Origin of the sequence: Hymenobacter sp. DG01, from assembly GCF_006352025.1 — a bacterium.
In the GTDB taxonomy this organism is placed as follows: domain Bacteria; phylum Bacteroidota; class Bacteroidia; order Cytophagales; family Hymenobacteraceae; genus Hymenobacter.
In genome coordinates this window covers 4,528,350-4,549,754 of the sequence record NZ_CP040936.1, presented here as the reverse complement: position 1 = coordinate 4,549,754, position 21,405 = coordinate 4,528,350, and the positions used below count along the sequence as shown (strand labels likewise).

Sequence of the window (21,405 nt, the reverse complement as noted above, 5' to 3'; positions counted from 1 at the left end):
GGGAATCTGCCGAGGAAGTCGGTCCGGCGGTGCCGCCCGCAGTATCTTGCCCACAACATGCGCCGTGTACTGCTTCTTCTGCTCTTTTTTGCCCACGTTGCCACGGCGCAGCTGCTGCCGGGCCAACGATTCCTGAAGCAGTTTGGGGCGGCGGAAGGCCTGCCCCAGCCTTTTATCTACGCCCTGGCCCAGGACCGCGCCGGCTACCTCTGGATTGGTACCGCCGAGGGCTTGATGCGCTTTGATGGCACCGAGTTCGTGACGTTTACTACCCGGCAGGGGCTAGCCGAAGACTTTGTGACCCGGCTGTACGTGCACCCGCGCACCGGCCAGCTGTGGGTGGGCCACTACCAGGGTGGGGTGTCCTGCCAGAATGGTAATGGGTTTCGGCGAGTATCGGCAGTTGCGGCTAAAACCGCCCCCTTACGCCCGCACACCGGCATATTGCCGCCCGACACGGCATTCAGAGAGTATGAGAAAGCTCCTTCCACCATAGTAGAGCCACCCGGTTTTGAGCCTTCTTTTGGCTTGCATCATCTGCTGCCACCGGGTACTGTACCGCAGTGCGTACTGCCGGATCGGGAGCACAACCTCTGGATTGGCACGGCTGGGCAGGGCCTGTGGCGCTGGTCGGACCGGCATGTGACGTTTTACCCCTTCCGGGCCGGAGGAAATATCACGGCGCTTACCAGTAATGGCCGCGCAGTTGGTGCAAACGTCAACGGTCAGTTGGTTGGTTTAAGAAATCAGACCGACCAATCCTCGCCCATAACATGGTCAGAAAACCTGCTGCCTTATGCTCCTAGCGTGATGTTGAGCACGCCCGATGAGCGTGCTTTAGCAGTATTCAGGAACCAGCACCCCACAACGCCCCCTTCCGTTATATGGGCCGGGACAGCCGGATACGGCTTGTGGCAGATAGCAGTACCGGTCCCGAGAGGTCGCTTGGCGAAAATGCGGCGGGTTCGGCGGCTACCGGCCAACCTCAGCGTTACGGCGCTTACCCAGCACCCGAACGGCGACTTATGGGTAGGCACCGCGCTGGATGGCGTGTACCGTTTGCCCGCCGATTCTGTCCGGCCGGCTCAGCACTTCACCACGGCCAACGGCCTGCTTCATAACACCATTTATGCCCTCACGGCCGATACTGCCGGCCGCGTGTGGATTGGCACCCACGATACGGGCTTGGCGGTATGGCAGCGCGGCCGGTTCCGGTACCACCGTTTTCCCAAGGGCGGCCTGGATGTTTCGGCACTGGTTACCGATGATGCCGGCCGCGTCTGGATTGGTACGGAAGGCTCGGGAGTGCTTTGCTACGCTAACAATAAATTCCGGATCTACAGCACTCCGCAGGGCCTGGCCTCACCCTACTGCTATGCCTTACTGCCCGTGCGCTGGGGCACCAACTACCACGGCGGCTACCAACATGATGCCCGGCGGGAGCAGATGGTAGCCGTGCACCGCAATGCCATCAGCTTCGCGGATTCCGGCCGGCATTTCGCGCCGGCTACCCTGCCCGGAAACCCCTTCGTGCGCGACCTGCTGCCCCAGGCCACCGTGGCATGGAATGAATACTGCCTCTGGATGCTGACCCGCACCGGCTTACTGGTCCTGCGCACCGACGAGCCAGAGCTGCTACCCGGCACCAGCACCCCTACCCCCACCCTGCTGGCCAGCGAGGTAGATGGGGCCGCGCGCCCACCCCAGCAGCTAGGCGAGCTGTCGGCTACCCGGCATCGGGTTAGCTTCCGGTTTCGGGGCATCAGTCTGCTGCCGGGGCAGGCGGGCGTGCAGTACCAATATCGCCTGCGGGGCCACCACGCCCAGTGGAGCAGCCCAACCACCGTGGGGGAAGCCCAGTTTCCACGCCTGGATGCGGGGCAGTACACGTTTGAAGTGCGGACCCGGTTGGGCGGACAGGGCCGCTGGTCGGGGCCGGCGACTACCTCGTTCAGTATTGCTACCCCGTTCTGGCGCACCGGGTGGTTTGCGGCCCTGAGCCTGGTAGCGGCCGGCGCGGGCATTTGGGCATTTGTGCGGGGTAGGGAGCTGACGCTGCGCCGCCAGAAACTGCAGCTGGAAACCACTGTGCGCGAGCGAACTGCCGAGTTACGCCAGCAAAAAGCCGAAATAGAGCAGATCAACGCCGATTTGCGCGTGGCCCGGGATGCCGCCGAGGCCTCACGCCGGGCCAAGGCGCAGTTCCTGGCTAACATGAGCCACGAAATCCGCACGCCCATGAATGCGGTTATTGGCCTGACCCATCTGCTGCGCAACACGCCCGTGAGCGGCGAGCAGGGCGAATACCTCGAAGCCATTCAGTCGTCGTCGCAGAATCTGCTGGTCATCATCAACGATATTCTGGACTCCTCGAAGATGGAGGCTGGTAAGCTGACCCTGGAGCAGACTCCCTTCCGCCTGCCGGAGCTGATTGAGCGGATAGGCCGCATGTTTGCCTTTGCCACGGAAGCCAAGGGCCTGCGGTTGCGCACCGAGGTAGGCCCGCAGGTTCCGGCCGCCATTTTCGGCGACTCGGTGCGGCTGAATCAGGTGCTGGTAAACCTCGTCGGCAACGCCGTGAAATTTACCACCCAGGGCGAAGTTGGCCTGCGCGTAGCGCTGGTACCCGATGCAGAGCTGCCCCGCCTCCGCTTTGCCGTGCAGGACACCGGTATCGGCATTGCCGCCGATAAGCTGGAGGCCATTTTCGAGGACTTCTCCCAGGCCAACGCCAGCACTACCCGGCAGTTCGGCGGTACGGGCCTCGGCCTGAGCATCGCCCGGAACCTGGTGCACCTGCACGGGGGCCGCATGTGGGTGGAAAGCACGGAAGGCGAGGGCTCCACCTTCTGGTTTGAAATTCCCTGCCTGCCCGCCGATGAGGCCAGCGTCCGACCTGAAACAACTGCCTCCCTGGCACCCTTCGAGCCGGCCCTGCGGGTGCTGGTAGCTGAAGACAACGACCTGAACCAGTTGGTGGCCCGCAAAACCCTGGAAGCCTGGAACGTGCAGGTAACCATTGCTGCCAATGGCCGCCTGGCCGTGGCCGCTGCCTGGCAGCAGCCGTTTGACGCGGTGCTGCTCGACGTACAGATGCCGGAAATGGACGGATACGAAGCCGCCCGCCAGCTACGCCAGCTGTTCCCGGATGCCGGCCGCTTCCCGCTTATTGGCCTGACGGCCTCGGCCCTCCCCGAAGACCGCGCCTTGGCCCTGCAGGCCGGCATGAACGATACCCTGGCCAAGCCCTTTGACCCGGCCGTGCTTTATGCCCGCCTGGCCTATTTCACGGGCCGCGACGCGGCTCCCCAGCCTTCCGCAGCTCCGGGCCCGGCGGAGGCCTCTCCCTTCCTTCATCCGCTTGCCCCCCTACCCCCGCAGCCCGACTGGAGCCTGCTGGAAGAACTGGCGAGCGGCAACGAAAGCTTTGTAGTGCAGATTGTTCGGACTTTTCTGACGCAGGCGCCTCCGCTGGCGGCCCAGCTGCTGAGCGCCGCTTCCGGGGCCGAGCTGGCAGCCGTGGCTCATAAGCTCAAAGGGCAGGTAGCGTATTTCGGGATGGAGCAGCTCACGCAGCAGCTGGAACAGGTGGAGCAGGAAGGCCGAATGGGAAAGCTACCCGCCGAGTTGCCGGAGCTGCTTGAGCTTATTCAGCAGCAGCTCATGAGCTTATATCCCCTGCTGCAGCTTCGGCTACCGCAAACTCCGGCTTAAGGCTATAGGCTTTTTTCGGGTTGACTTGTACCTTTGACGTTATGGCTGAAACCGCTATCCCCTTGCGCTGCCTGGTTGTTGATGATGACCCGCTGGCCCTGCAGATTGTTGAAAATTGCATAGCCAGCACGTCCTTCCTGGTGCACGCCGGTAGCTGCGACAGCGCCATTGCCGCCGCCGAAGTGCTGCGCACCCAGCCCATTGACCTGCTGTTTCTGGACGTGGAAATGCCCTTGATGTCGGGCCTGGACCTGCTGCGCACCCTGCAGCACCCGCCCCTCGTCATCCTCATTACCAGCAGCAAGAGCTATGCCGTGGAGGCCTTTGAGCACGAGGTACTGGACTACGTAGTGAAGCCCATCAGCTACGCCCGCTTTCTGCAGGCCGCCCAAAAGGCCCTGGCTACCCACGAGTCGCGCTCCAACCCTGCCCCTGAGCCGATAGAAGCCCCTGGCAACGACCAGTTTACCTTCGTGAAGGTGGACAGCAAGCTGGTGAAGGTGCTTTTTGACGAGGTACGCTACGTAGAAGCTCTCGGCGACTACGTGCACATTGTCACGGCCAAGAGCAAGCTCATTGTGTACAGCACCATGCGGGCGGTGGAAGAGAAGTTTCCGTCTTCCCTGTTCGTGCGCGTGCACCGCTCGTTTATTGTCAATCTGAAGCGGATACAAACCATTGAAGATAACACCGTTATCATCGACGACAAGCACATTCCGATTGGACAGACCTATCAGCGCGAGGTATTTCAGCGGCTCAACCGGTTCTGATTTTCATTCTCTTACTCTACCCTATTCCGCGTGCGGTTTCTTTTCTCCGGCCTGTTAGCGCTGCTGAGCTGTGTGCTACTGGCGGCCCCGGCCGCCTGCGCCCAGGAGGCCGGCGATACGCTCAGCGTTGACTGCCCGCTGCCCCGGGTGGTGGAGCTGTGCGTGGAGCTGGATGCCCAACGCGCCGTGGACCCCGACGCCGGGGCCCTCTCGTTCCGCTGGGACATGGGCGACGGAACACAGCTCACCGGTCCTACCGTGTCGCACTGCTACCAGGAGCGCAAGCTTTATACCGTACAGCTAGATGTAGTGGAAGATGCTACGGGCGAGGTGCGCCGCGCTGAAAAGCTGATTCCGGTGGATTTCACCAAGGAAATCGTCCTCAACTTCCGTGCTACCCCCACCGACACGGTGAAGGTAGGCCAGCCCCTCACCTTCGACGCCCTGGACTCGCAGCTGCCGCTGTGCGAGAATGTTGTGGTGCTCTGGGATTTCCGCGACGGATACGTGACCAACGGCCGCCGGGTGCAGCATACCTTCCGCCGCCCTGGCCAGTACCCCATCCGGATGAGCCTACGCGGCAATGGCCCCGATACCTGCCCCACCAGCCACTGCGTCAGCCGGACGGTGGTGGTGGTACCTTAGCCGAGCAGGCCGGGCGGCTGATTTTCGTGTTTCGGCGCCTGGAAGCCCCGGTTTAGCCAAAAGCTCCGGCGTGCCGGCAGCCTCCCAATACTTTTGCGGGAACGTGCCGTCGCCTGCTCCCCGGGCGGCGTGCTTTTTTATTCTTGCCGCATCATGAAAAAACTATCCGCCGCCTTCCTGCTCTTTCTTAGCTGCCAGGTTGGCTCCCTGGCTCAGGAGCCCGATAATGCAGCCTTCCGCACCGAAGCCCTGACTGCCACCCAAAAGCTGGCGGCGGTTATTGCCCTGGATGATGCCCGCTTAATTCCTGTGCGCCGCCTCACCCAAAACCGTCTGGCTCAGGAGGCCGATGTGCGCCGCCTATACACCAACGACCCGGCCATGCTCACAGCCAAGCTGCGCGTTATCGGTCAGGAATACACCACTCAGCTAGGCACCCTCCTGACGCCAACGCAGTATGAGCGGTATCTGGCGGTAGCGCCGGGCACCCTGCCGGCCACCATAGCGTCAGTGCGCATGCTGCAGCCCGCCCTGCTAGCCGGAGCACCTGCGAAACCCGCTTCACTCCCTAAAAAGGCTGCCCCAAAAGCTCCTCAAAACCCTACCCCTGCAGGCCGCGGTAAGCCTGCCGCAGCCCGGAAGTAGTGCCGATATGCCAGCAACACCAACCAGGGCCCCGGAAGGGGCTCTGGTTGTTTTATAATACCCGATTGCGGGTAGCGTGCTCCTCTGCTGATTGCTCGGCAGCTAGCTGCCGCAGAATACTCAGGGCCAGTTCCCAGAGGTCTTCGTACGGAACAATCTCAATCTCGCCGTAAGCCTCGCCGGGCTGTGGGGCGGCCCGGAGCCGTTCCAGCAAAGGAGCGGCCTTTTTCTCGCACGCCTCCGGAGCAAAGTTTTCTTTAACCGTCATCAGCAGCATCCGGAAGAAGAGCTGGCTGCGCAGCGTGGCAGGGTCGCGCAGGTGGCGCTGCTCGTACTTGCGCAGGCCTTCCAGGCGGGCCAGCAAGCCTTCTACGTCCCGGCGCCGCAGGAAATACAGAAACTGAAGAATCAGGATGGCTACGTTGTACCCCTGCTTGTCGCGGCTGTAGTCGGGTACCTTCTGCACGAACTGGTTGAAGTGCCGCATCTTCAGCGGCGACTGTTCCGGCTGCACAAACTGAATGTAGGCCTCATACAGCTCCCAGCGCTGCTGGGCTGCCTCCCGCTGCTTGCGGTAGTAGGGGTTTTTACGCGCCTGCTGCAGTAGGTCCAGCGCCTGCTCATACTGCCGCGCATGTACGGCCAGCAGCAGGTAGGTTTCGAGGTAATAAAACCAGTTGCCGGAGGAGTAATGAAAATCCTTGAAATATTCCTCGGCCAGCACCAGTCCCTTTTCGGCCTGCCGACAGCGCAGGTGTGCGTACACGCTCATGTAGTTGTTAAAGCGCTTATCGAAACGTTTTTCGTTGATTTTACCCTGCTTTCGGGCCTTCTCCGTTTCCGACGTAATTTTGATAATCTCCTCATAATTGCCCTCCAGCTCCTCCCGGGAGAGCTTCGTTACATACAGATAATAGAATGTGTTATAACTATTTACTTTCTTATGGAGCTGTTCTAGCTGCTCCAGGTATCCGGGCAGCTGCTTGATCAGAAACTGGCGCCATCGAACCTGATAGATTGAAAACATCTTTACCTCAAAAAATGTCTGCTCAGCCTCATCCTCCAGGGTCAGCCGCTCCTGCAGTTTGCTTAACTGCTGGTTCATGGCCTTGAAGCGGGTGGGGTTACGCATTTCGGCGTAGAGATTGCGCAGAATCCGGGTGCACATCACGGCGTACTGGGTCAGCTCGGCATCTATGGCTACCGTAGTAGCCTTTCGGTAGAGCTTTTCAGCCAACTTGTATTCCCCCTCACCCGTGAGGATACGCGCCTGGTGCAGCAGGCCCAGGCAATGCTGCTCGTGCCGGCGAGCCACTACGTGCCGGGCGTCGGTATGGTCGAGGAAGTATAAGTGGTTCAGCAGCTTTTGCTGCACCCGGGACTTCAGCTGCCGAAACGCCGCCTGACTTTTCTGCTCAGTATTGCCATATAACCCCTTGATGAGCTTGCTCTGCGTAATGTTGGGCTCCTGCTCCAGCAGCCGTACCAGCTGTAAATCTTTATTAGTGGATTTGCGGGCCGAAAAATCCAGAAAAGGAAGCACGGCTAACCGTCTATCTGTCACAATTTTTACTAAAGTAGCTAATTCATCCATAGTAAAATATGGCTTTGGGGCTAATTAAGGGGGGTTGTGCAATATACAGGGTTATTTAAATCCATGTCACAAATTAAGCAACTTATGCCTTTACACTTGCCAAGGTATAACAGTCATTTGTACTTAAGTTTTTGGGGCCTTTCAAAGATCTATATGTCACATTCGAAGATAAAATGACCAGCCCAAACAGAGGGTGAATCCTTTGTATTGGCTTTATGGATGCCAAAAAGGGCCAGCGCCAAGTTTATTTGTCAGTAATCTGAACTGAAAAGGGCGTCACATTTACCCTTTCTCTGTCCTTTACGCCGCTTGGTTTGAAGCCCACATTTGTGTCAGTCAACCACTTGAACCACAAATACTCCAGACCATGTTTGAGCTTCTCCTCTTCGGCCTCCTCCAGCTTTCCACCCTCTCTTTCACGTCTGCTCCCGCCTCCGCAGATCAGAACGCTGCTACTACCCAGACGTCGTCGCTTGATGAGCACGGCACCAGCGGCTGGGGCGAAGGCCACATTGATGCCGACCATGGCACCAGCGGCTGGGGTGAAGGCCACTAAGGCCTGCGCAGTATTCTACCTGCTGCCTAAAACGTGGTAACTTGCCCGGCCTAATACCCCGCGCGGTTACCCGTTCATGAAGCACTTACTTCTCGGTTTGGTTTTGCTGGTGTGGGCGGGCCTGGGCCTTAGTGCCTGCTCGCCCACCGCTACCAGCGCCGAAGCCGTCCGCATCCGGTGGGCCCGGGACCCCGATAACCTCGATCCGCTGCTGGTGGATAATCCCAGCGCCTTTGAGGTAATCAACCTGCTGCACTGCAGCCTTCTGAAGGGCAACGAAGCTCAAAACCGGTTTGTGCCCTGGCTTGCGGAAGCCCAGCCCACCACCCGGCCCCTCGGCGATTCGCTGCTTTTAGTGACGTACCGCCTGCGCCCACAAGCCACCTGGGACAATGGCTCCCCCGTGCTGGCCCGCGACGTAGCCTTCACTCTTAAGGTGATGAACTGCCCGGGCCTACCCATTGAGCGTGACCAGGCCACCTTTGGGTTTATCCGGGATATTGAGCTTGACGCGAATAACCCGCGGCAATTCACGTTAGTTTGCGCGGGTCAATCAGGGGGAGACCGGGTTAGCATTTCCGGTGACTTCTCTATTCTGCCCGAATACGTGCTGGACCCTCGCGGCGCGCTGCGGGGTGTACCGCTCCCGCAAATGGCCCTGCCCCGGTTCCGGCCGGTTGTTCAGGCTTTTGCGCGCCGATACCAAGCCCTGAACCTGGCCCGTCACCCCGAGCGGCTGCCAGGTTGCGGCGCTTACGCCCTCACGGCCTGGCAACCCGGCCGCTACCTTACCCTGCGGCGCAAAGCGCGCTGGTGGGCCGATACCCTGCCGGTGGCCCCGCCCGAATTGCAGGCCTTCCCGCCCCGGCTTACCTATCAGATAATTCCGGACGCTACTACGGCTACCATGGCGCTGCGCCGCGGCGAAATAGATTTGTACGCACTTATGCCGGCCGCCGAGTTTGCCCGGCTCCAGGAAGCCGCGCCCGACCGGACCCGACTGCACTTCTACACCACCGATTCCTATGAATTTCTGGCGGCCAACTTCAATGTTCGGCGGCCTGCCCTGCGTGACGCTATTACCAGGCAGGCCTTAACGCACCTGTTTGATATTCCGGCCCTTATCAGGGCTACTCAACAAGGCGCAGCCGCCCCCAGCATAGGCCCCATCAGCCCACGGATTACGCCCTACTACAACGACAGTCTGCCTTTGCCTTCTTTTAGCCCGGCCCGCGCGGCAGCCCTGTTACGCCAAGCCCGGTGGCAGCGGCAGGCTGATGGCAGCTGGCAGCGCCAGGGTCCGCAGGCTACTCCGGAGCGCCTGCAGCTAGCCCTTAGCTATCGGGCCGGTGAGCCGAGCTTTGAAACGGTAGCCTTGCAGTTCAGAAGCGCGGCCGCCGCCCTGGGCATCTCAGTGCAGCTGCACCCCACGGAACAGTCGTTGCTGAGCCGGCAATTGCGGGCTGGGGAGTTTGACATGAATATCCGGCAGTTGGCCGGCAATCCGTTTTCGTATGATTTTACGCCTCTGCTGCACTCCAGGGGCCTTGGCAACGGTAATACCTCCGGCTTTTCAACGCCCCAGACAGACCGTCTGATTGAGGCCATAGCCGTGGCTACTAACCCAGCGCAGAAAGCGCGGCTGTTGCGCAAGTTTCAGCGTGTCTTGGCCTACGAGCGTCCTTTCTCCGTGCTCTATTTTATGCGGTACCGCGTAGCTGCCTCGCGCCGCCTCGGGCCGCTACCGGTTACGGGCCTGGTTCCCGGCTACGACGCCAACCGCATCCGGCTGGAAACGAAAGTAGCTACCCGCTAACGGCGTATGAAGGCTCCGACGGTGTGGCGCTATGTTGGCAGAAACCTGGTTACGGCTTGGCTGGTACTATCAGGCCTGTTTCTGCTGACCCGGGGCATCACCGATGCCTCCAGCTACGTGCAAACCGCCCTAGAGGCTGACAGCCGCATTCAGATTGCCGAACGCGAGCAGCTTACCCGACAGCTGCTGCACCGGGCTGGCCTCGATTTGCCGTTGTTTTACGTGTCGTTTGACGCAGCCCACGGCTGGCAGTGGCAAGGGTCCGCCAATCAATACCATGTGTGGGCAGCCAGCCTGCTGCAGGGCCAGTTGGGTACCTCTTACCGCAGTGGAGCCCCAGTGAGCACCTTACTGCTGGAGGCCCTGCGCTACACCCTACCCCTAACCGTGCTGGCTGCCCTGCTCAGTGCGGTGGTCAGTGTGGGGCTGGCTACCGGCGTTAACGGGCGCTACCCCGCCATCCGGACCACGCTGCTCTCCCTGCTCCACGTCGTGCAGGCCGCCCCCCTGTTTCTGGTAGCTACGGGCCTGCTCATGCTGTTTGCCAACCCTGATTTTCTGGCTTGGTTTCCGGCCTTTGGCCTGGGTGTGGAGGAAGATCCGGCTACCTGGTGGCAGGCACCGGGCCGCCTGCTGTATTATTTGGCCCTCCCGGTTTGCAGCCTGGTACTGGTAAGCGCACCCGCCCTGACCATTCAGCTGGATGCGGCCCTGCAGCGCGAACTACGGCAGCCTTACGTGGTAACGGCCCGGGCCAAGGGCGCTGCTCCGGGCCGGGTTGTGTGGAGGCATGCTTTGCGCAACGCCCTGCTGCCCACCATTACGCTACTAACGGAGCTGCTGCCGAACCTGGTAGCCGGGGCTGTGGTAGTGGAAGTGCTGTTTGCCTTGCCCGGTATGGGCCGCTTACTGGCGGAGGCCGCAGCCACCCAGGACTACCCAGTGCTGCTGGGTGGCGTAACGCTGGTAGTGGTAGCCCGGGTACTAGCCCAGCTGCTGGCCGATGCCCTGTACCTGCTCACGGATCCACGCATCAGGCTGCAAGCATGAAACGGCAGAGCAGTCCTTCCCGCAGTTGGTTACAAGTGTTGGCCTTCGGGTGGCTGGCCGGGGTAGCAACCGCAGCCCTACTGGCTCCCGACTCTCTGCTACCCCCCGATTTGCTGCATACCAGTCAGCCTCCCTTTCTGCCCTCACACTGGCTGGGCACTGATCCGCAAGGCCAGGATGTAGCCCGGGCTCTGGTGCAGGGAGCCCGCACTATTCTGCTGGTAAGCCTGCCGGCTGCCATTCTTACGCTTCTGCTCGGGGCCGGGCTCGGCAGCATGGCTGGCTTTTGGGGCAACACGCAATTACGGCCGCCACGCAGCGTGGGAGTGGCCGGTGGAGCCCTGGTGGTAATCGCTCTGCTGTTTGCCGCACCGCTGCTTGCTTGGGGCGCCGCGGGCTTCGGTGGGCTGTTGGCCGCCGGGGCTCTGCTGGGGTGGGCCTTGCACCGCACGCCGTGGGGCCGGCGCCCCTGGCTTCTGCCAGCGGATGCTCTCGTAACGGGCCTGATTGTGTTGCTTGACTCTGTACCGCTGTTGATTCTGGTGCTACTGGTAGCAGCCGTTCAGCGGCCGTCTGTAGGCGGCCTCGTATTGCTGATGACGCTGACTTGCTGGACTACCCCCGCCCGCCTGATGCGGGCGGCTACCCTGCAGGCCCGGGAGCAAACCTACGTAGAAGCTGCCCGCGCGGCCGGCCTCTCCGACTGGCAGCTACTGCGGCGGCACATCTGGCCCGTTACCTGGCCTGTGGTGCTGGTTCGCATCCCGCTCACGGTGGCTCTGCTTATTGGCCTGGAAACTACCTTATCGTTTTTAGGAGTAGGGCTGCCACCCGACACACCTAGCTGGGGCCGCCTGCTGGCCGGTATCCGCCAAAGCCCAACGGCCTGGTGGCTGCTGGCCTGGCCTGGTGTCACACTTATTTTCACTATAGTGAGCCTCCAGTACCTCAGTCGGCAAAAAACATAGCCCCGCCGGCGCACTCTTATGTCACAAATTGGGCGCTTTTTTAACCATTGTTGGTAAAAATGCGGGCAACTATTGCTTCATCAAATTCATCATTATCAGACTGCTATTCATATCTGTTTTCTGTAGGCCTCTTATTCGCATTAAACCAAGCCTATTCTATTACCTAATTATACAAGTCACAATTTTGGGCAAAGTGCCCTTTACAACCCCTTATTAGGGCCCTAATATTGACATGTGGAACAGCTAGACCGGTACTGATAACCGGTATTGAGGTTCTTCAGCTCTTTGTATTTCTGCTGCTATTTCCGCTTGGCGCTAAGGTGCCAACGTGCTGCCCAAGACAATCGGTCTTGGGGTTCCTGCATCAGATCCAATAGAGTTTTCTGCTACCGATACCCGGCAAAGGGACTTTCTCTCGGTGGCTTACTTAAGAATACAGTGCGAAGCCCGGCAGTTGCTCGCCGCTTGCTTCGCTACTAATAGGTTGTTGCAATAGGTGTGTGAAAATCCCGCAGACGTTGTCTGTGGGTTTTTTGCGTTTACAGGGGTAGCCTAAACCGTAGAAATGCAGCAAAAGCCGGAATAGCTACCTCAGTTCGGCGTCTGCGTTTGCTGGGCCAGCAGGGCTATGCCTTCGGTGAAGGAGCGCGGCTGGTACCCTAGCTCCTGCTCAGCCTTCTGAATGATAAAGCCCGTGCGGGCCGGACGGCGGGCAGGCTGGGTGAACGTGCTGGCATCGACCCGCTCAATCAGGCGGCTATCCAGCTGAAAGAAAGCGGCGGTTTGCAGCGCCATTTGGTAGGGGGTGAGCATTTCCCGCCCGCTGATGTGGTAAATGCCAGTGGCATTGTGGCGGGCAGCCAGCCAGCACCCCAACGCCAGATCCTCGGCCAGAGTAGGCGTCCGGTACTGGTCGTCCACTACTTTAATTGTCTTGCCGGCCCGCAGAGAGTCGCGGACCCAAAGCACAAGGTTGGTCCGACCGTATTCGTGGGCTACCCCGTACACCAGCACGGTACGCAGAATGGCCCAGGGGGCACGGCAGCCCTGCACCAACTGCTCGGCGGCCAGCTTGCTTTCCCCGTAGAAATTCACGGGTCCCGGCGCGGCATCTTCCGCCAGCGGGCCTTCTTCTCCACTGAAAATAAAATCGGTGCTGACGTGCAGCAGGTGCACCTGGTGCTGCTCGCAGGCCTCTATCAGATGCTGCACCACCGTCACGTTCTGCTGCCAGCAGGCGGCCTGCTGCAGTTCACACTCGTCCACGTTGGTCATGGCGGCAGTGTGCAGCAGGTGGGTTGGCTTTTCAGCGGCCACCACGCGTTGTACCTGGGCTGGGTCGGTTACATCCAGGGCAACAAAGCGCACGGCCGGAAACAGCCCGGCCAGCTTGTTCGCCCCGCGGGAGGTAGCCACCAGCTCCAGACCGGGCTGCTGATGCAGCAGCGCCACCACCTTCTGCCCTAACAGCCCGTTAGAGCCCGTAACCAGTAGTTTCATGCGTGGGGAAGTGCTATCGGCTGAAGAAATGACTGATTCTGATTACTGATACTGGTAGCCGTAGAGCTCGGTAATCTTCTTTTTCTTGAGCTTTTCCACTTTCACCGTCATCGGGATGTTGGTAACCGGGCGGTTACGCTCGGCGGTGGGCTGCTGAGCAATCTTATCCACCACTTCCTGGCCGCTGATAACCTGCCCGAACACGGTGTATTGCCCGTTCAGGTGCGGCGTGCCCTGAGGGTTCTGCACGATGTAGAACTGGGAAGCGCTGCTTTGGCGCTGCGGATTGATAAAATCAGGAGTGCGGGCCGCGGCTACGGCCCCACGCTTGTGCGTAAATTCCGGCAGAATCTCGGCTGGAATCATCTTTTCATCCTGGGCGCCGGCACCGTCGTTGGCTGGGTCGGTGTCCTTGGAATTAGGGTCGCCGCCCTGAATCATGAAGTTGGGGATGACGCGGTGAAAGGTGGTGCCATTGTAGAATCCGCTCTGCGCCAGCTTCAGGAAATTGGCTTTGTGCAAGGGCGTCTTATCAAACAGAATCAACCGGATATCACCCTGGGGCGTGCTGATGGTAATTACCTCGTCTTTACTGCTTTTACGAGGCTTTTTGGCCGCGTGCACCATGGGCGTTGCCAGCCCAACAACTAGGCCTACCAGCAGGGTATAGCGAAAGAAAGGTTTCATAGCGGAAGTAGGGGAGAAAAGTGTGGAGGACGAAAGTAAACAGTTTCGCGGAGGGTAGTACGCCGCAGCCGCAAGAGTGGGCAACTACCCCGGCCCAAACAACGGAACCTGCCACGGGCGCCCGGGCCTTCGCCTGCGGGCTGCGCCCCAAAGTGGAGGCCCCTAGCTACCCCCGAAACCACAAGAGCCGCTTTAACAGCAGCTCTCGGGGTGAACGGGGGTAGCAGGCAGGGCTCAGGCCTCGTGACGGACCCGGCGGATATCGTCGAGAATCTGGCGGCCGCCGCGGGCCAGTACGCTTTCAGCCAAGCGGGTGCCCAGGGCCTCGGCGTCGGTGGCCGTGGCCGTGTGGGTTTCTTCAATCAGGGCCTGCCCATCGAGGCTAATGAGGCCGCCGTGCAGCTGCACGGTTTGCTGATCGTCGGACAGCGAAGCCAGGGCGAAGGATGGAATGCTGCAGCCCCCTTCCATGGTGCGCAGAAAAGCCCGCTCGGCGGTCAGGCACACGTGCGTGGCCGGGTGGTCGAGGACGCGGCGCAACTCGGCCTTCAGGGCGGGCTCCAGGTTACGGGCACACTCAATAGCCACGCTACCCTGCCCCGTAGCCGGAACGTATTGGGTTTCGGGCAGCACGTAGCGAATCAGGCCGTCGTACTCCATGCGGTGCACCCCGGCGTAGGCTAGCACGAGGGCGTGATACTGACCTTCCTCCAGCTTGCGCAACCGGGTCTGGAGGTTGCCGCGCGCTTCGGCGGTAGTAGCGTGGGGCAGAAAGCGGCGCAGCATGGCCTTGCGGCGGGTGCTGCTGGTGCCCAATACCAGGTCGGGGCGCTGCAGGTCGAGGTTGGGGTCGAAGCTGACCACCACGTCATTTACCCGCTCGCGCTCCATAAAGGCCAGCAGCTCCAGGTCGGCCGGAATAGTGCTCTGCACATCCTTGGCGCTGTGTACGGCAATATCAATGTATCCTGTGCGCAGGCCTTCCTCCAGCTCTTCCGTAAACACGCCCTTCGCCCCAATCTTATCCAGGGAGCGGTCCAAGACCACGTCGCCTTTGGTTGTGATAATGACGATTTCCGGCGAGAGCCCAGCGGCGGTAAGCTGGTCGGCTACGTGGTTGGCCTGCCACAGCGCCAGCTTGCTGCCGCGGGTACCTATGCGAATGGAAGTTTTCAAAGCAGAATCAACTAGTTCGGAATAATACGCTCCGGGGCTTTTCTTTGCGAAACCCGACAGTGGCAGGCTCTGGCTGGGAAGCCCCCGGAAACCCGCCGCAAAGATACGGCTGCACCCGGCGCCGCGGCTGCCTATAGCTCGTTTAGCACTAACTATAGTATTTTAGCAGAACGTATGTTCTCCGTTTTCAGCCCGGCAGAGCGGTTTCGCCGCCTGTTTGGCTGTTATCAGGCGGCCCGCAGCAGCTCAGCTACCCGCAGGGAAGCATCCACGAATACCATGCGGGGGTTGGCATTCCGCTCTACATGGTAGTGGGCTTCGTTGAGTTCCTGGGTGATAGGTCCGGCGTTGCGCGGCGTCACGAAGCGACTGAAGCCCTGAATAAACTGCTGCTCCTGGGTGGGCAGGTGAGGCACCAGCTGCGGATCGAGGCCGAAGAGCAGCACCTTGCGCAGCAGGGAGAGGGCGTACTGCAGAAACTCCTTCTGGTTTTCGCGGCCCAGCTTCTGAAACTCATCGGCTTTCTCCAGCATTTCGGCCACCTTGTTGCCGTAGCAGGTGCGCATCCACTTGGCAAATAGCTCAAAATAGTCGGTATCGGCCGTAGCGGCTGCCTGCGCCGCCAGCGCTGCGCCAACGTTGCCCTCGGTTAGCTGGGCCAGCTGTCGGGCTTTCACTTCCGGTACCTGCCGCTCGTCGCGCAGCCAGGCAGTCAGCTCTTCCTCGGAGAGGGAGCGTACCACCACCGGCTGCACCCGGCTGATAATGGTGGGTAGCAGTTGCTGCGGGGCGTGGCTGACCAGCAGAAACACGGTTGCGGGCGGTGGCTCTTCCAGCAGCTTCAGCACGGCATTAGCCGCCGAGGGGTGCATCAGCTCGGGTAACCAGATGATAACCAGCTTAAACCGGGCTTCAAACGCCTTCAACGACACCAGTTTCAGCAGTTGCAGACTTTCTTCCTTGGAAATACTGCCCTGCTTGTTTTCGGCCCCAATGTGCTGCATCCAGTCGTTGAGGCCCTGGTAGGGGTTCTCCAGCACGAAGGTCCGCCACTCGGCCGCAAACTTGCTGCTGATGGCGTCCTTGGTTACGGCTTTGGTAGTCGTAACGGGCAGAATAAAGTTGAGGTCGGGGTGAATCAGCTTGTCGATTTTCTGACAGCTGGGGCAGCTTCCGCAGGAATCCTCGGCTTCCGGCGTGCGGTTTTCACAGTTCAGGTAGGTAGCATACGCCAGGGCCAGCGCCAGCGCCGCCGAGCCCTCGGCCCCGCGAAACAGCTGAGCGTGCGCCACGTGGTTGCGCCGCACGCTGCTCACAAGCACCTGCTTTACCTGCTGCTGGCCCGGAATATCAGAAAAACGCATGTCGTATCAGTTGTCAGTTGTCGGTTGTCAGTTATGAGTGGTTACCTATAGTTCTTCAGCCCTGACTAGCAACTGACAACTGGCAACCGACAACTCATTTAGCTTGCTCCCACACCCGGTCTTTGGCCGTGGCTTCGTACACCTGCTGCATGATGGCCTGCTCGGTTGCATCATACACCAGTTGGCGGCGGGCCATGACGCGCTCGGCTACCTCGGCCACTTTCGGCAGCTTAAAGGTTTCGAAGCCGGCGGCTCCGCCCCAGCTGAAGCTCGGGATAAACGTGCGCGGGAAGCCGGCCCCGAAGATGTTGGCCCCTACCCCTACCACCGTGCCCGTATTGAACATGGTGTTGATGCCACACTTACTATGGTCGCCCATCATCAGCCCGCAAAACTGCTGGCCCGTGTTCACGAAGCGGCCCGCCGAGTGGCTCCAGATTTTTACCGGGGCGTAGTTGTTCTTCAGATTGGAGGTGTTGGTATCGGCCCCCAGGTTGCACCATTCCCCGATTACGGAGTTGCCGAGGTAGCCGTCGTGACCCTTGTTGCTGTAGCCCAGCAGAATGCTGTTGCCCACTTCGCCGCCCACCTTGGAGTAAGGCCCTACGGTATTATCGCCGCGCATTTTCGCTCCGGCGTTGATGTGGCTGCCTTCGCATAAGGCCAGCGGTCCGCTGATGATGGCGCCCTCGTGCACCTGGGAGTTTTTACCGAGATAAATCGGGCCGTTTTCGGCGTTGAGAATGGCCGCCCGGATCTTCACGCCGGGCTCAATGAAGATGTTTTCAGGCGCGTACACAATGGTATGTGCGTCGCCCACCGGAGCCGACTCCCTACCCCGGGTCAGCAGGTCAAAGTCGCGGCGGATTTCGGCGCCGTTCTTTAGAAACAAGTGCCACACTTCCTTGATGGCCACTACCGGCTCGGCTACGTCGCGGGTTTTCTGAAAGCCATCCTGAATCAGCTCCGCTACCTGGGTGGCATCGGCCAAGTGGGCCGCTACCAGCATGTCTTCGTCAAACAGGGCCTCGCCGGGGGCCAGAGCCTGCACCTGCTGGGCCAGCAGGTCGTCGGGGCAAATGGCTCCGTTGATAACCAGCGCGGGCCCCTGGGTGTTGCCAGCGGGGTACTTCGCCTGCAGGTAGCTTTCCGTGAGGTAGCCCACCTGCGTAGCTTTTAGCCGGTGCTGCCACTTCTCAGCCAGCGTCAGAATGCCGCAGCGGAGGGCTGCTACCGGCCGGGTAAACGTGAACGGCAGCAGGTGGGGCCGGATGGCCGGGTCATCGAAGAGCAGAATATGCATGGGAGGAAAATCAGGATGAGAACTGCGGCTGGTTTGGCCGCGGCCAGGGGGTAGGCGCCAGGCTGGGCACCCTACCGTACTACAAAGAAAAACTCCTGCCGGCGAATGCCAGCAGGAGCTTCGAGGAAAAAGTCTTTTCGAGGGGCGGCGCAACCATGCGGTTCGCAGCCTGCCCGCCGGAACTACTTCTTCTTGTTGTAGCGGTTCATGAACTTCTCTACGCGGCCAGCCGTGTCGAGCAGTACGTTTTTGCCGGTGTAGAAGGGGTGCGACTCCGAGCTAACTTCCACCTTAATTACGGGGTAAGTTTTGCCGTCTTCCATCGTGATGGTCTCGCTGGAGTTCATCGTCGAGCGGGTCACGAATTTGAAGCCGCTGGAGGTATCCTGGAATACCACTTCGCGGTACTCGGGGTGGATGTCTTTTTTCATGGTCGTAGTGCCGTTTGTACCTTGTTGCCTGCCGATTTTGCGGAAGGGACTGCAAAAGTACACGTTAGGTCCGGATTTCAAAAGCTATTTTTCTGTTTCCGGGGGCGTAGCAGAAGCTTAACACCGGGGCCGAGGCGTTTCCGCCGGGCTTCTATTATACTTACCACATCTTAGCTGTTGGCTACTGCCTTATGATTCGTGTATCTGCTCTATTAATCCTGCTGCTCCTTGGGGCGGCTCTGGCCTATGGCACTTCCACTGCCCTGCTGTCGGCACCAGCAGCGGCAGGGTCCTCCGCACGCACCTCGGGTGGCCCAGGCGCACCGCTCCCGAAGTTGCTGGCTCGCTCCTGGACTACCGTTAAGCTGATGTTTCGGTAAGCTGCCGGGGCCGCGGCTTTCTGGCCGGCAAACAAGACAAAACCGGCGATGCCCGGTTTTTTTGTACCCTTCTGCTTCTGGTACTTTCTTCGCCCTGATTTTCTCCACCTATTCCTTCTCGCCCGCATGCGTCTTTGCTTTGCCTCGAATAACTCCCATAAGCTGGATGAAATCCGGCCCCTGCTGCCTGCCTCCGTGGAGCTGCTGAGCCTGGCCGATATTGGCTGCCAGCAGGAGCTGCCCGAAACCCAGGACACCCTGGAAGGTAACGCCCGCCAGAAGGCCCAGTATGTGTGGGACCATTATGGAGTGGCCTGCTTCGCCGATGATACGGGCCTGGAAGTAGCCGCCCTCCACGGGGAGCCCGGCGTGTACTCGGCCCGCTACGCCGGCCCCCAGCGCTCCGCCTCCGACAACGTAGCCAAGCTGCTGCGGGAGCTGCAGGGCCAGCCTAACCGCTCGGCTCAGTTCCGGACGGTAGTGGCGCTGGTGCTACCTAACGGCGAGGTGCACGAGTTTGCGGGCGCAGTATCGGGTCTGATTACTGAGGATGTGCACGGCACGGATGGCTTCGGCTACGACCCCATCTTCCAACCCACGGAAGGCGACGGGCGCACGTTCGCCCAGATGAGCTTGGAGGAGAAGAATGCCATCAGCCACCGGGCCCGCGCCGTAGCCGGGCTGGTGCATTATCTGAATGAGATGGTGAAATAGCGCCACAGCACATCGGGGGTTGATATTTAATGAATATTAAGGAGGTAGAAGAATAGTCCCGCCCCACTCTACCCCCCAGAACCGCTCAAAGTCCCGGAGGGGCGCTACCAACAGTTGCACGATTGGTGACGCCCATCCAGGCTTTCCGTTAGCTTCTCTGCCGATGGGCCGCCTCAGCGAGGCTACCCCTCAAACCCGGTTAAACCGATAAGCTCAACGCTTCACCAACTCACAAATTCACCATTTCGCCAACTCACCGCCTTCGCCTTCGCTAGATTTCGTACTTTTGCAGGGTTGGCCCCGCCGGTACGGGCCTATTCCCACCCCCATGCAACACCCTTTCATCGTCGGAATTACGGGCGGCAGCGCCTCTGGCAAAACCACGTTTCTGCGCCGGCTGCTGGCCTCGTTTCCCGAAGAAGAAATCTGCCTGATTTCGCAGGACAACTACTACCACCCGCGCGAAGCCCAGCAAGTGGACGCGCAGGGTGTCACGAACTTCGACCTGCCCAGCAGCATTGACTCTCGCGCGTATGCCGCCGACGTGCTGCGCATCAGCCAGGGCCTGGAGGTACGCCGCCAGGAATACACCTTCAACAACCCCAACGTAGTGCCCGCCGAGCTGGTGTTCCGGCCTGCGCCCATTGTGGTAGTAGAAGGCATTTTCGTGTTTTACTTTGAGGAAGTAGCCAAGCTCCTGGACCTGAAAGTGTACATCGATGCCCGGGAGCACGTGAAGCTGCAGCGCCGCATCGTGCGCGACCGGGACGAGCGGGGCTATGATCTGGAGGATGTGCTGTACCGCTACACCAACCACGTAGCGCCTACCTACGAAAAGTACATCAAGCCCTTCAAGCACGACGCCGACATCATCATCCCGAACAACCGCCATTTTGATAAGGGCCTGGATGTGCTGGTGTCCTTTCTGCGCAGCCGGGTAGAAGCCGGCCGCACGGCACTGTAACTTCTTCCGCAAGCCATGTACAGCAAAGCCGAAGCCGCCCAGCTGCGCCAGGCCTTCTGGACCACCTTCGGCCAGTACATGGCCCCCGTGCCTTCAGCAGAAGGCGAAACCGTTAACTGGATTAACTACCGCACCGGCCTGAAGTATGTGCAGCTGCGCATGCGCACAGAGGGCCGCCGGGCCACCATTGGGCTGGAGCTGGTGCACCCCGACGCTGATATCCGGGCCCTGCACTACGAGCAGCTGCAGGCCCTGAGCAACATGCTACCCCCCGTGCCCGGCCAAACCTGGGACTGGCAGCCAGAGGCTGAGGAAAACGGCCAACCCATGAGCCGGGTGCAGCAGCAGCTCGACGGTGTGAGCCCTTTGAACCGGGAGGACTGGCCCGCCCTGATTTCCTTTTTCAAGCCCCGCCTGCTGGCCCTGGATGAGTTCTGGAGCCAGGCCCGTTACCCCCTAGAAGATCTAATGTAAATCACGGATTTAGATAGATCCATCGGATTGCACGGATTTTGTGTGAGTCGGTTTCTACATCCATCAGCTCTGTGCAAAAAGCCTCACCTGCTGGTGAGGCTTTTTTGGTGCAGGCTCAGCCGTTTTGTTGGGGTAGGAGCTGCGGGCTGGCGCTACCGAAATCCGTGAAATCCGATGAATCTGTCTAAATCCGTGATTCTGGGCCGTTGTCCCGCCCACGGCAAAAAGCTATATTTGTAGCTCTGACTCCGAATACGTTGCTTTCCTTCCCCTCCGTTTTATCCCGCTTGCGTTTCGCCCTGCTCACGGCCACCGTGCTGATGGTGCTGGGGCTGAACCACCAGGCGGTGGCTACCCTACGGGTGCTGCCTGCGGGCAGCGCCACCCGGGTAGCGGCTGGCCCGCGGGCGGCGGTGGTAAAGCAGCGCGTTACGCTGGAGGCAACCTCGCCGCTGGGCTTCTTTGTGGCCCCAGCGGCCGATGCCTGGCTTCCTCAGCCCCTGGAGCTTCCGGTTGCCCTGTGGTCGCCGGCCTGTTCCACGGGGCCGCGCCCCTTGCCCAGTGCTGTGCCGGACTGGTTCCGGGTTCGGCTGCTGGTGGCTGCCCTCTCGCCCCAGGCTCCGTAGCGGCCGGGGCCGTTTTGTGCTGTTGTAG

Annotated in this window: 19 protein-coding genes; 12 read left to right on the top strand and 7 right to left on the bottom strand. The window is 60.3% G+C overall.

The window, feature by feature from the left end; all coding sequences use genetic code 11:
• The first annotated feature begins 57 nt into the window (after positions 1–57).
• From FGZ14_RS19445 to FGZ14_RS19430, 4 genes are all read left to right on the top strand, one after another.
• Positions 58–3,714: a hybrid sensor histidine kinase/response regulator gene (locus tag FGZ14_RS19445; RefSeq protein WP_139925813.1), complete on the top strand. Its 3,657-nt coding sequence runs from the start codon at positions 58–60 to the stop codon at positions 3,712–3,714.
• A 41-nt stretch (positions 3,715–3,755) separates the two neighbouring features.
• A complete protein-coding gene (locus FGZ14_RS19440; RefSeq protein ID WP_139925812.1) occupies positions 3,756–4,484 on the top strand; it encodes a LytTR family DNA-binding domain-containing protein in 729 nt (242 codons plus the stop codon).
• A gap of 30 nt (positions 4,485–4,514) precedes the next feature.
• Entirely contained in the window at positions 4,515–5,129 is a 615-nt protein-coding gene (locus FGZ14_RS19435) for a PKD domain-containing protein (RefSeq protein WP_139925811.1), read from the top strand.
• A gap of 153 nt (positions 5,130–5,282) precedes the next feature.
• The gene (locus tag FGZ14_RS19430) at positions 5,283–5,774 is read left to right on the top strand and encodes a hypothetical protein (RefSeq protein WP_139925810.1); all 492 of its coding nucleotides are present in this window, start codon (positions 5,283–5,285) and stop codon (positions 5,772–5,774) included.
• Between the two features lie 52 nt (positions 5,775–5,826).
• Here the strand turns inward: FGZ14_RS19430 and FGZ14_RS19425 are convergent, their stop codons facing one another.
• Positions 5,827–7,317 (bottom strand): hypothetical protein, encoded by a 1,491-nt coding sequence (locus FGZ14_RS19425; RefSeq protein WP_139925809.1) that lies wholly within the window; start codon positions 7,315–7,317, stop codon positions 5,827–5,829.
• A gap of 418 nt (positions 7,318–7,735) precedes the next feature.
• On the opposite strand from FGZ14_RS19425, the gene FGZ14_RS19420 reads away from it, so the two are divergent.
• The 4 genes from FGZ14_RS19420 to FGZ14_RS19405 all read left to right on the top strand — a co-directional run bounded on the left by FGZ14_RS19420 (position 7,736) and on the right by FGZ14_RS19405 (position 11,758).
• Positions 7,736–7,924, top strand: coding sequence for a hypothetical protein (locus FGZ14_RS19420; RefSeq protein ID WP_139925808.1), 189 nt, complete (start codon positions 7,736–7,738; stop codon positions 7,922–7,924).
• A gap of 76 nt (positions 7,925–8,000) precedes the next feature.
• Positions 8,001–9,740, top strand: coding sequence for an ABC transporter substrate-binding protein (locus FGZ14_RS19415; RefSeq protein ID WP_139925807.1), 1,740 nt, complete (start codon positions 8,001–8,003; stop codon positions 9,738–9,740).
• Positions 9,741–9,746: 6 nt separating this feature from the next.
• Positions 9,747–10,790 carry an ABC transporter permease gene (locus FGZ14_RS19410; protein WP_139925806.1) on the top strand — a complete coding sequence of 348 codons (1,044 nt, stop codon included), beginning with the start codon at positions 9,747–9,749 and terminating at the stop codon, positions 10,788–10,790.
• Entirely contained in the window at positions 10,787–11,758 is a 972-nt protein-coding gene (locus FGZ14_RS19405; RefSeq protein ID WP_139925805.1) for an ABC transporter permease, read from the top strand. Before FGZ14_RS19410 ends, FGZ14_RS19405 begins: the two co-directional genes overlap by 4 nt.
• A 591-nt stretch (positions 11,759–12,349) precedes the next feature.
• On the opposite strand, the gene FGZ14_RS19400 is transcribed toward FGZ14_RS19405, so the two are convergent.
• From FGZ14_RS19400 to FGZ14_RS19375, 6 genes are all read right to left on the bottom strand, one after another.
• On the bottom strand, positions 12,350–13,258 hold the full coding sequence (locus FGZ14_RS19400; protein ID WP_139925804.1) for an SDR family oxidoreductase: 909 nt from the start codon (positions 13,256–13,258) through the stop codon (positions 12,350–12,352).
• Between the two features lie 42 nt (positions 13,259–13,300).
• On the bottom strand, positions 13,301–13,945 hold the full coding sequence (locus FGZ14_RS19395; RefSeq protein WP_139925803.1) for a peptidylprolyl isomerase: 645 nt from the start codon (positions 13,943–13,945) through the stop codon (positions 13,301–13,303).
• Between the two features lie 234 nt (positions 13,946–14,179).
• Entirely contained in the window at positions 14,180–15,121 is a 942-nt protein-coding gene (gene hemC / locus FGZ14_RS19390) for a hydroxymethylbilane synthase (RefSeq protein WP_139925802.1), read from the bottom strand.
• Positions 15,122–15,348: 227 nt separating this feature from the next.
• Entirely contained in the window at positions 15,349–16,485 is a 1,137-nt protein-coding gene (locus tag FGZ14_RS19385) for an ATP-binding protein (protein WP_139925801.1), read from the bottom strand.
• Positions 16,486–16,579: 94 nt separating this feature from the next.
• Positions 16,580–17,788, bottom strand: a complete 1,209-nt coding sequence (locus FGZ14_RS19380) for a GlmU family protein (RefSeq protein ID WP_139925800.1) — start codon at positions 17,786–17,788, stop codon at positions 16,580–16,582.
• Between the two features lie 182 nt (positions 17,789–17,970).
• Positions 17,971–18,219 (bottom strand): type B 50S ribosomal protein L31, encoded by a 249-nt coding sequence (locus FGZ14_RS19375; protein ID WP_139925799.1) that lies wholly within the window; start codon positions 18,217–18,219, stop codon positions 17,971–17,973.
• A gap of 506 nt (positions 18,220–18,725) precedes the next feature.
• Between FGZ14_RS19375 and rdgB the strand changes: the two genes are divergently transcribed.
• From rdgB to FGZ14_RS19355, 4 genes are all read left to right on the top strand, one after another.
• The gene (rdgB, locus tag FGZ14_RS19370; protein WP_139925798.1) at positions 18,726–19,313 is read left to right on the top strand and encodes an RdgB/HAM1 family non-canonical purine NTP pyrophosphatase; all 588 of its coding nucleotides are present in this window, start codon (positions 18,726–18,728) and stop codon (positions 19,311–19,313) included.
• Between the two features lie 328 nt (positions 19,314–19,641).
• Positions 19,642–20,277, top strand: coding sequence for a uridine kinase (locus tag FGZ14_RS19365; protein WP_139925797.1), 636 nt, complete (start codon positions 19,642–19,644; stop codon positions 20,275–20,277).
• Between the two features lie 15 nt (positions 20,278–20,292).
• Positions 20,293–20,751, top strand: a complete 459-nt coding sequence (locus FGZ14_RS19360; RefSeq protein WP_139925796.1) for a DUF4268 domain-containing protein — start codon at positions 20,293–20,295, stop codon at positions 20,749–20,751.
• Between the two features lie 287 nt (positions 20,752–21,038).
• A complete protein-coding gene (locus FGZ14_RS19355) occupies positions 21,039–21,377 on the top strand; it encodes a hypothetical protein (protein WP_139925795.1) in 339 nt (112 codons plus the stop codon).
• The last annotated feature ends 28 nt before the right edge of the window (positions 21,378–21,405 follow it).

Bases quoted from the DNA above. Each gene is read 5' to 3' on its own strand.
- FGZ14_RS19405 (WP_139925805.1), top strand. From the start codon at position 10,787: ATGAAACGGCAGAGCAGTCCTTCCCGCAGTTGGTTACAAGTGTTGGCC.
- FGZ14_RS19360 (WP_139925796.1), top strand. From the start codon at position 20,293: ATGTACAGCAAAGCCGAAGCCGCCCAGCTGCGCCAGGCCTTCTGGACC.
- FGZ14_RS19410 (WP_139925806.1), top strand. From the start codon at position 9,747: ATGAAGGCTCCGACGGTGTGGCGCTATGTTGGCAGAAACCTGGTTACG.
- FGZ14_RS19365 (WP_139925797.1), top strand. From the start codon at position 19,642: ATGCAACACCCTTTCATCGTCGGAATTACGGGCGGCAGCGCCTCTGGC.
- FGZ14_RS19445 (WP_139925813.1), top strand. From the start codon at position 58: ATGCGCCGTGTACTGCTTCTTCTGCTCTTTTTTGCCCACGTTGCCACG.
- FGZ14_RS19430 (WP_139925810.1), top strand. From the start codon at position 5,283: ATGAAAAAACTATCCGCCGCCTTCCTGCTCTTTCTTAGCTGCCAGGTT.
- FGZ14_RS19440 (WP_139925812.1), top strand. From the start codon at position 3,756: ATGGCTGAAACCGCTATCCCCTTGCGCTGCCTGGTTGTTGATGATGAC.
- FGZ14_RS19375 (WP_139925799.1), bottom strand. From the start codon at position 18,219: ATGAAAAAAGACATCCACCCCGAGTACCGCGAAGTGGTATTCCAGGAT.
- rdgB (WP_139925798.1), top strand. From the start codon at position 18,726: ATGCGTCTTTGCTTTGCCTCGAATAACTCCCATAAGCTGGATGAAATC.
- FGZ14_RS19395 (WP_139925803.1), bottom strand. From the start codon at position 13,945: ATGAAACCTTTCTTTCGCTATACCCTGCTGGTAGGCCTAGTTGTTGGG.
- FGZ14_RS19415 (WP_139925807.1), top strand. From the start codon at position 8,001: ATGAAGCACTTACTTCTCGGTTTGGTTTTGCTGGTGTGGGCGGGCCTG.
- FGZ14_RS19380 (WP_139925800.1), bottom strand. From the start codon at position 17,788: ATGCATATTCTGCTCTTCGATGACCCGGCCATCCGGCCCCACCTGCTG.
- FGZ14_RS19400 (WP_139925804.1), bottom strand. From the start codon at position 13,258: ATGAAACTACTGGTTACGGGCTCTAACGGGCTGTTAGGGCAGAAGGTG.
- FGZ14_RS19420 (WP_139925808.1), top strand. From the start codon at position 7,736: ATGTTTGAGCTTCTCCTCTTCGGCCTCCTCCAGCTTTCCACCCTCTCT.
- FGZ14_RS19385 (WP_139925801.1), bottom strand. From the start codon at position 16,485: ATGCGTTTTTCTGATATTCCGGGCCAGCAGCAGGTAAAGCAGGTGCTT.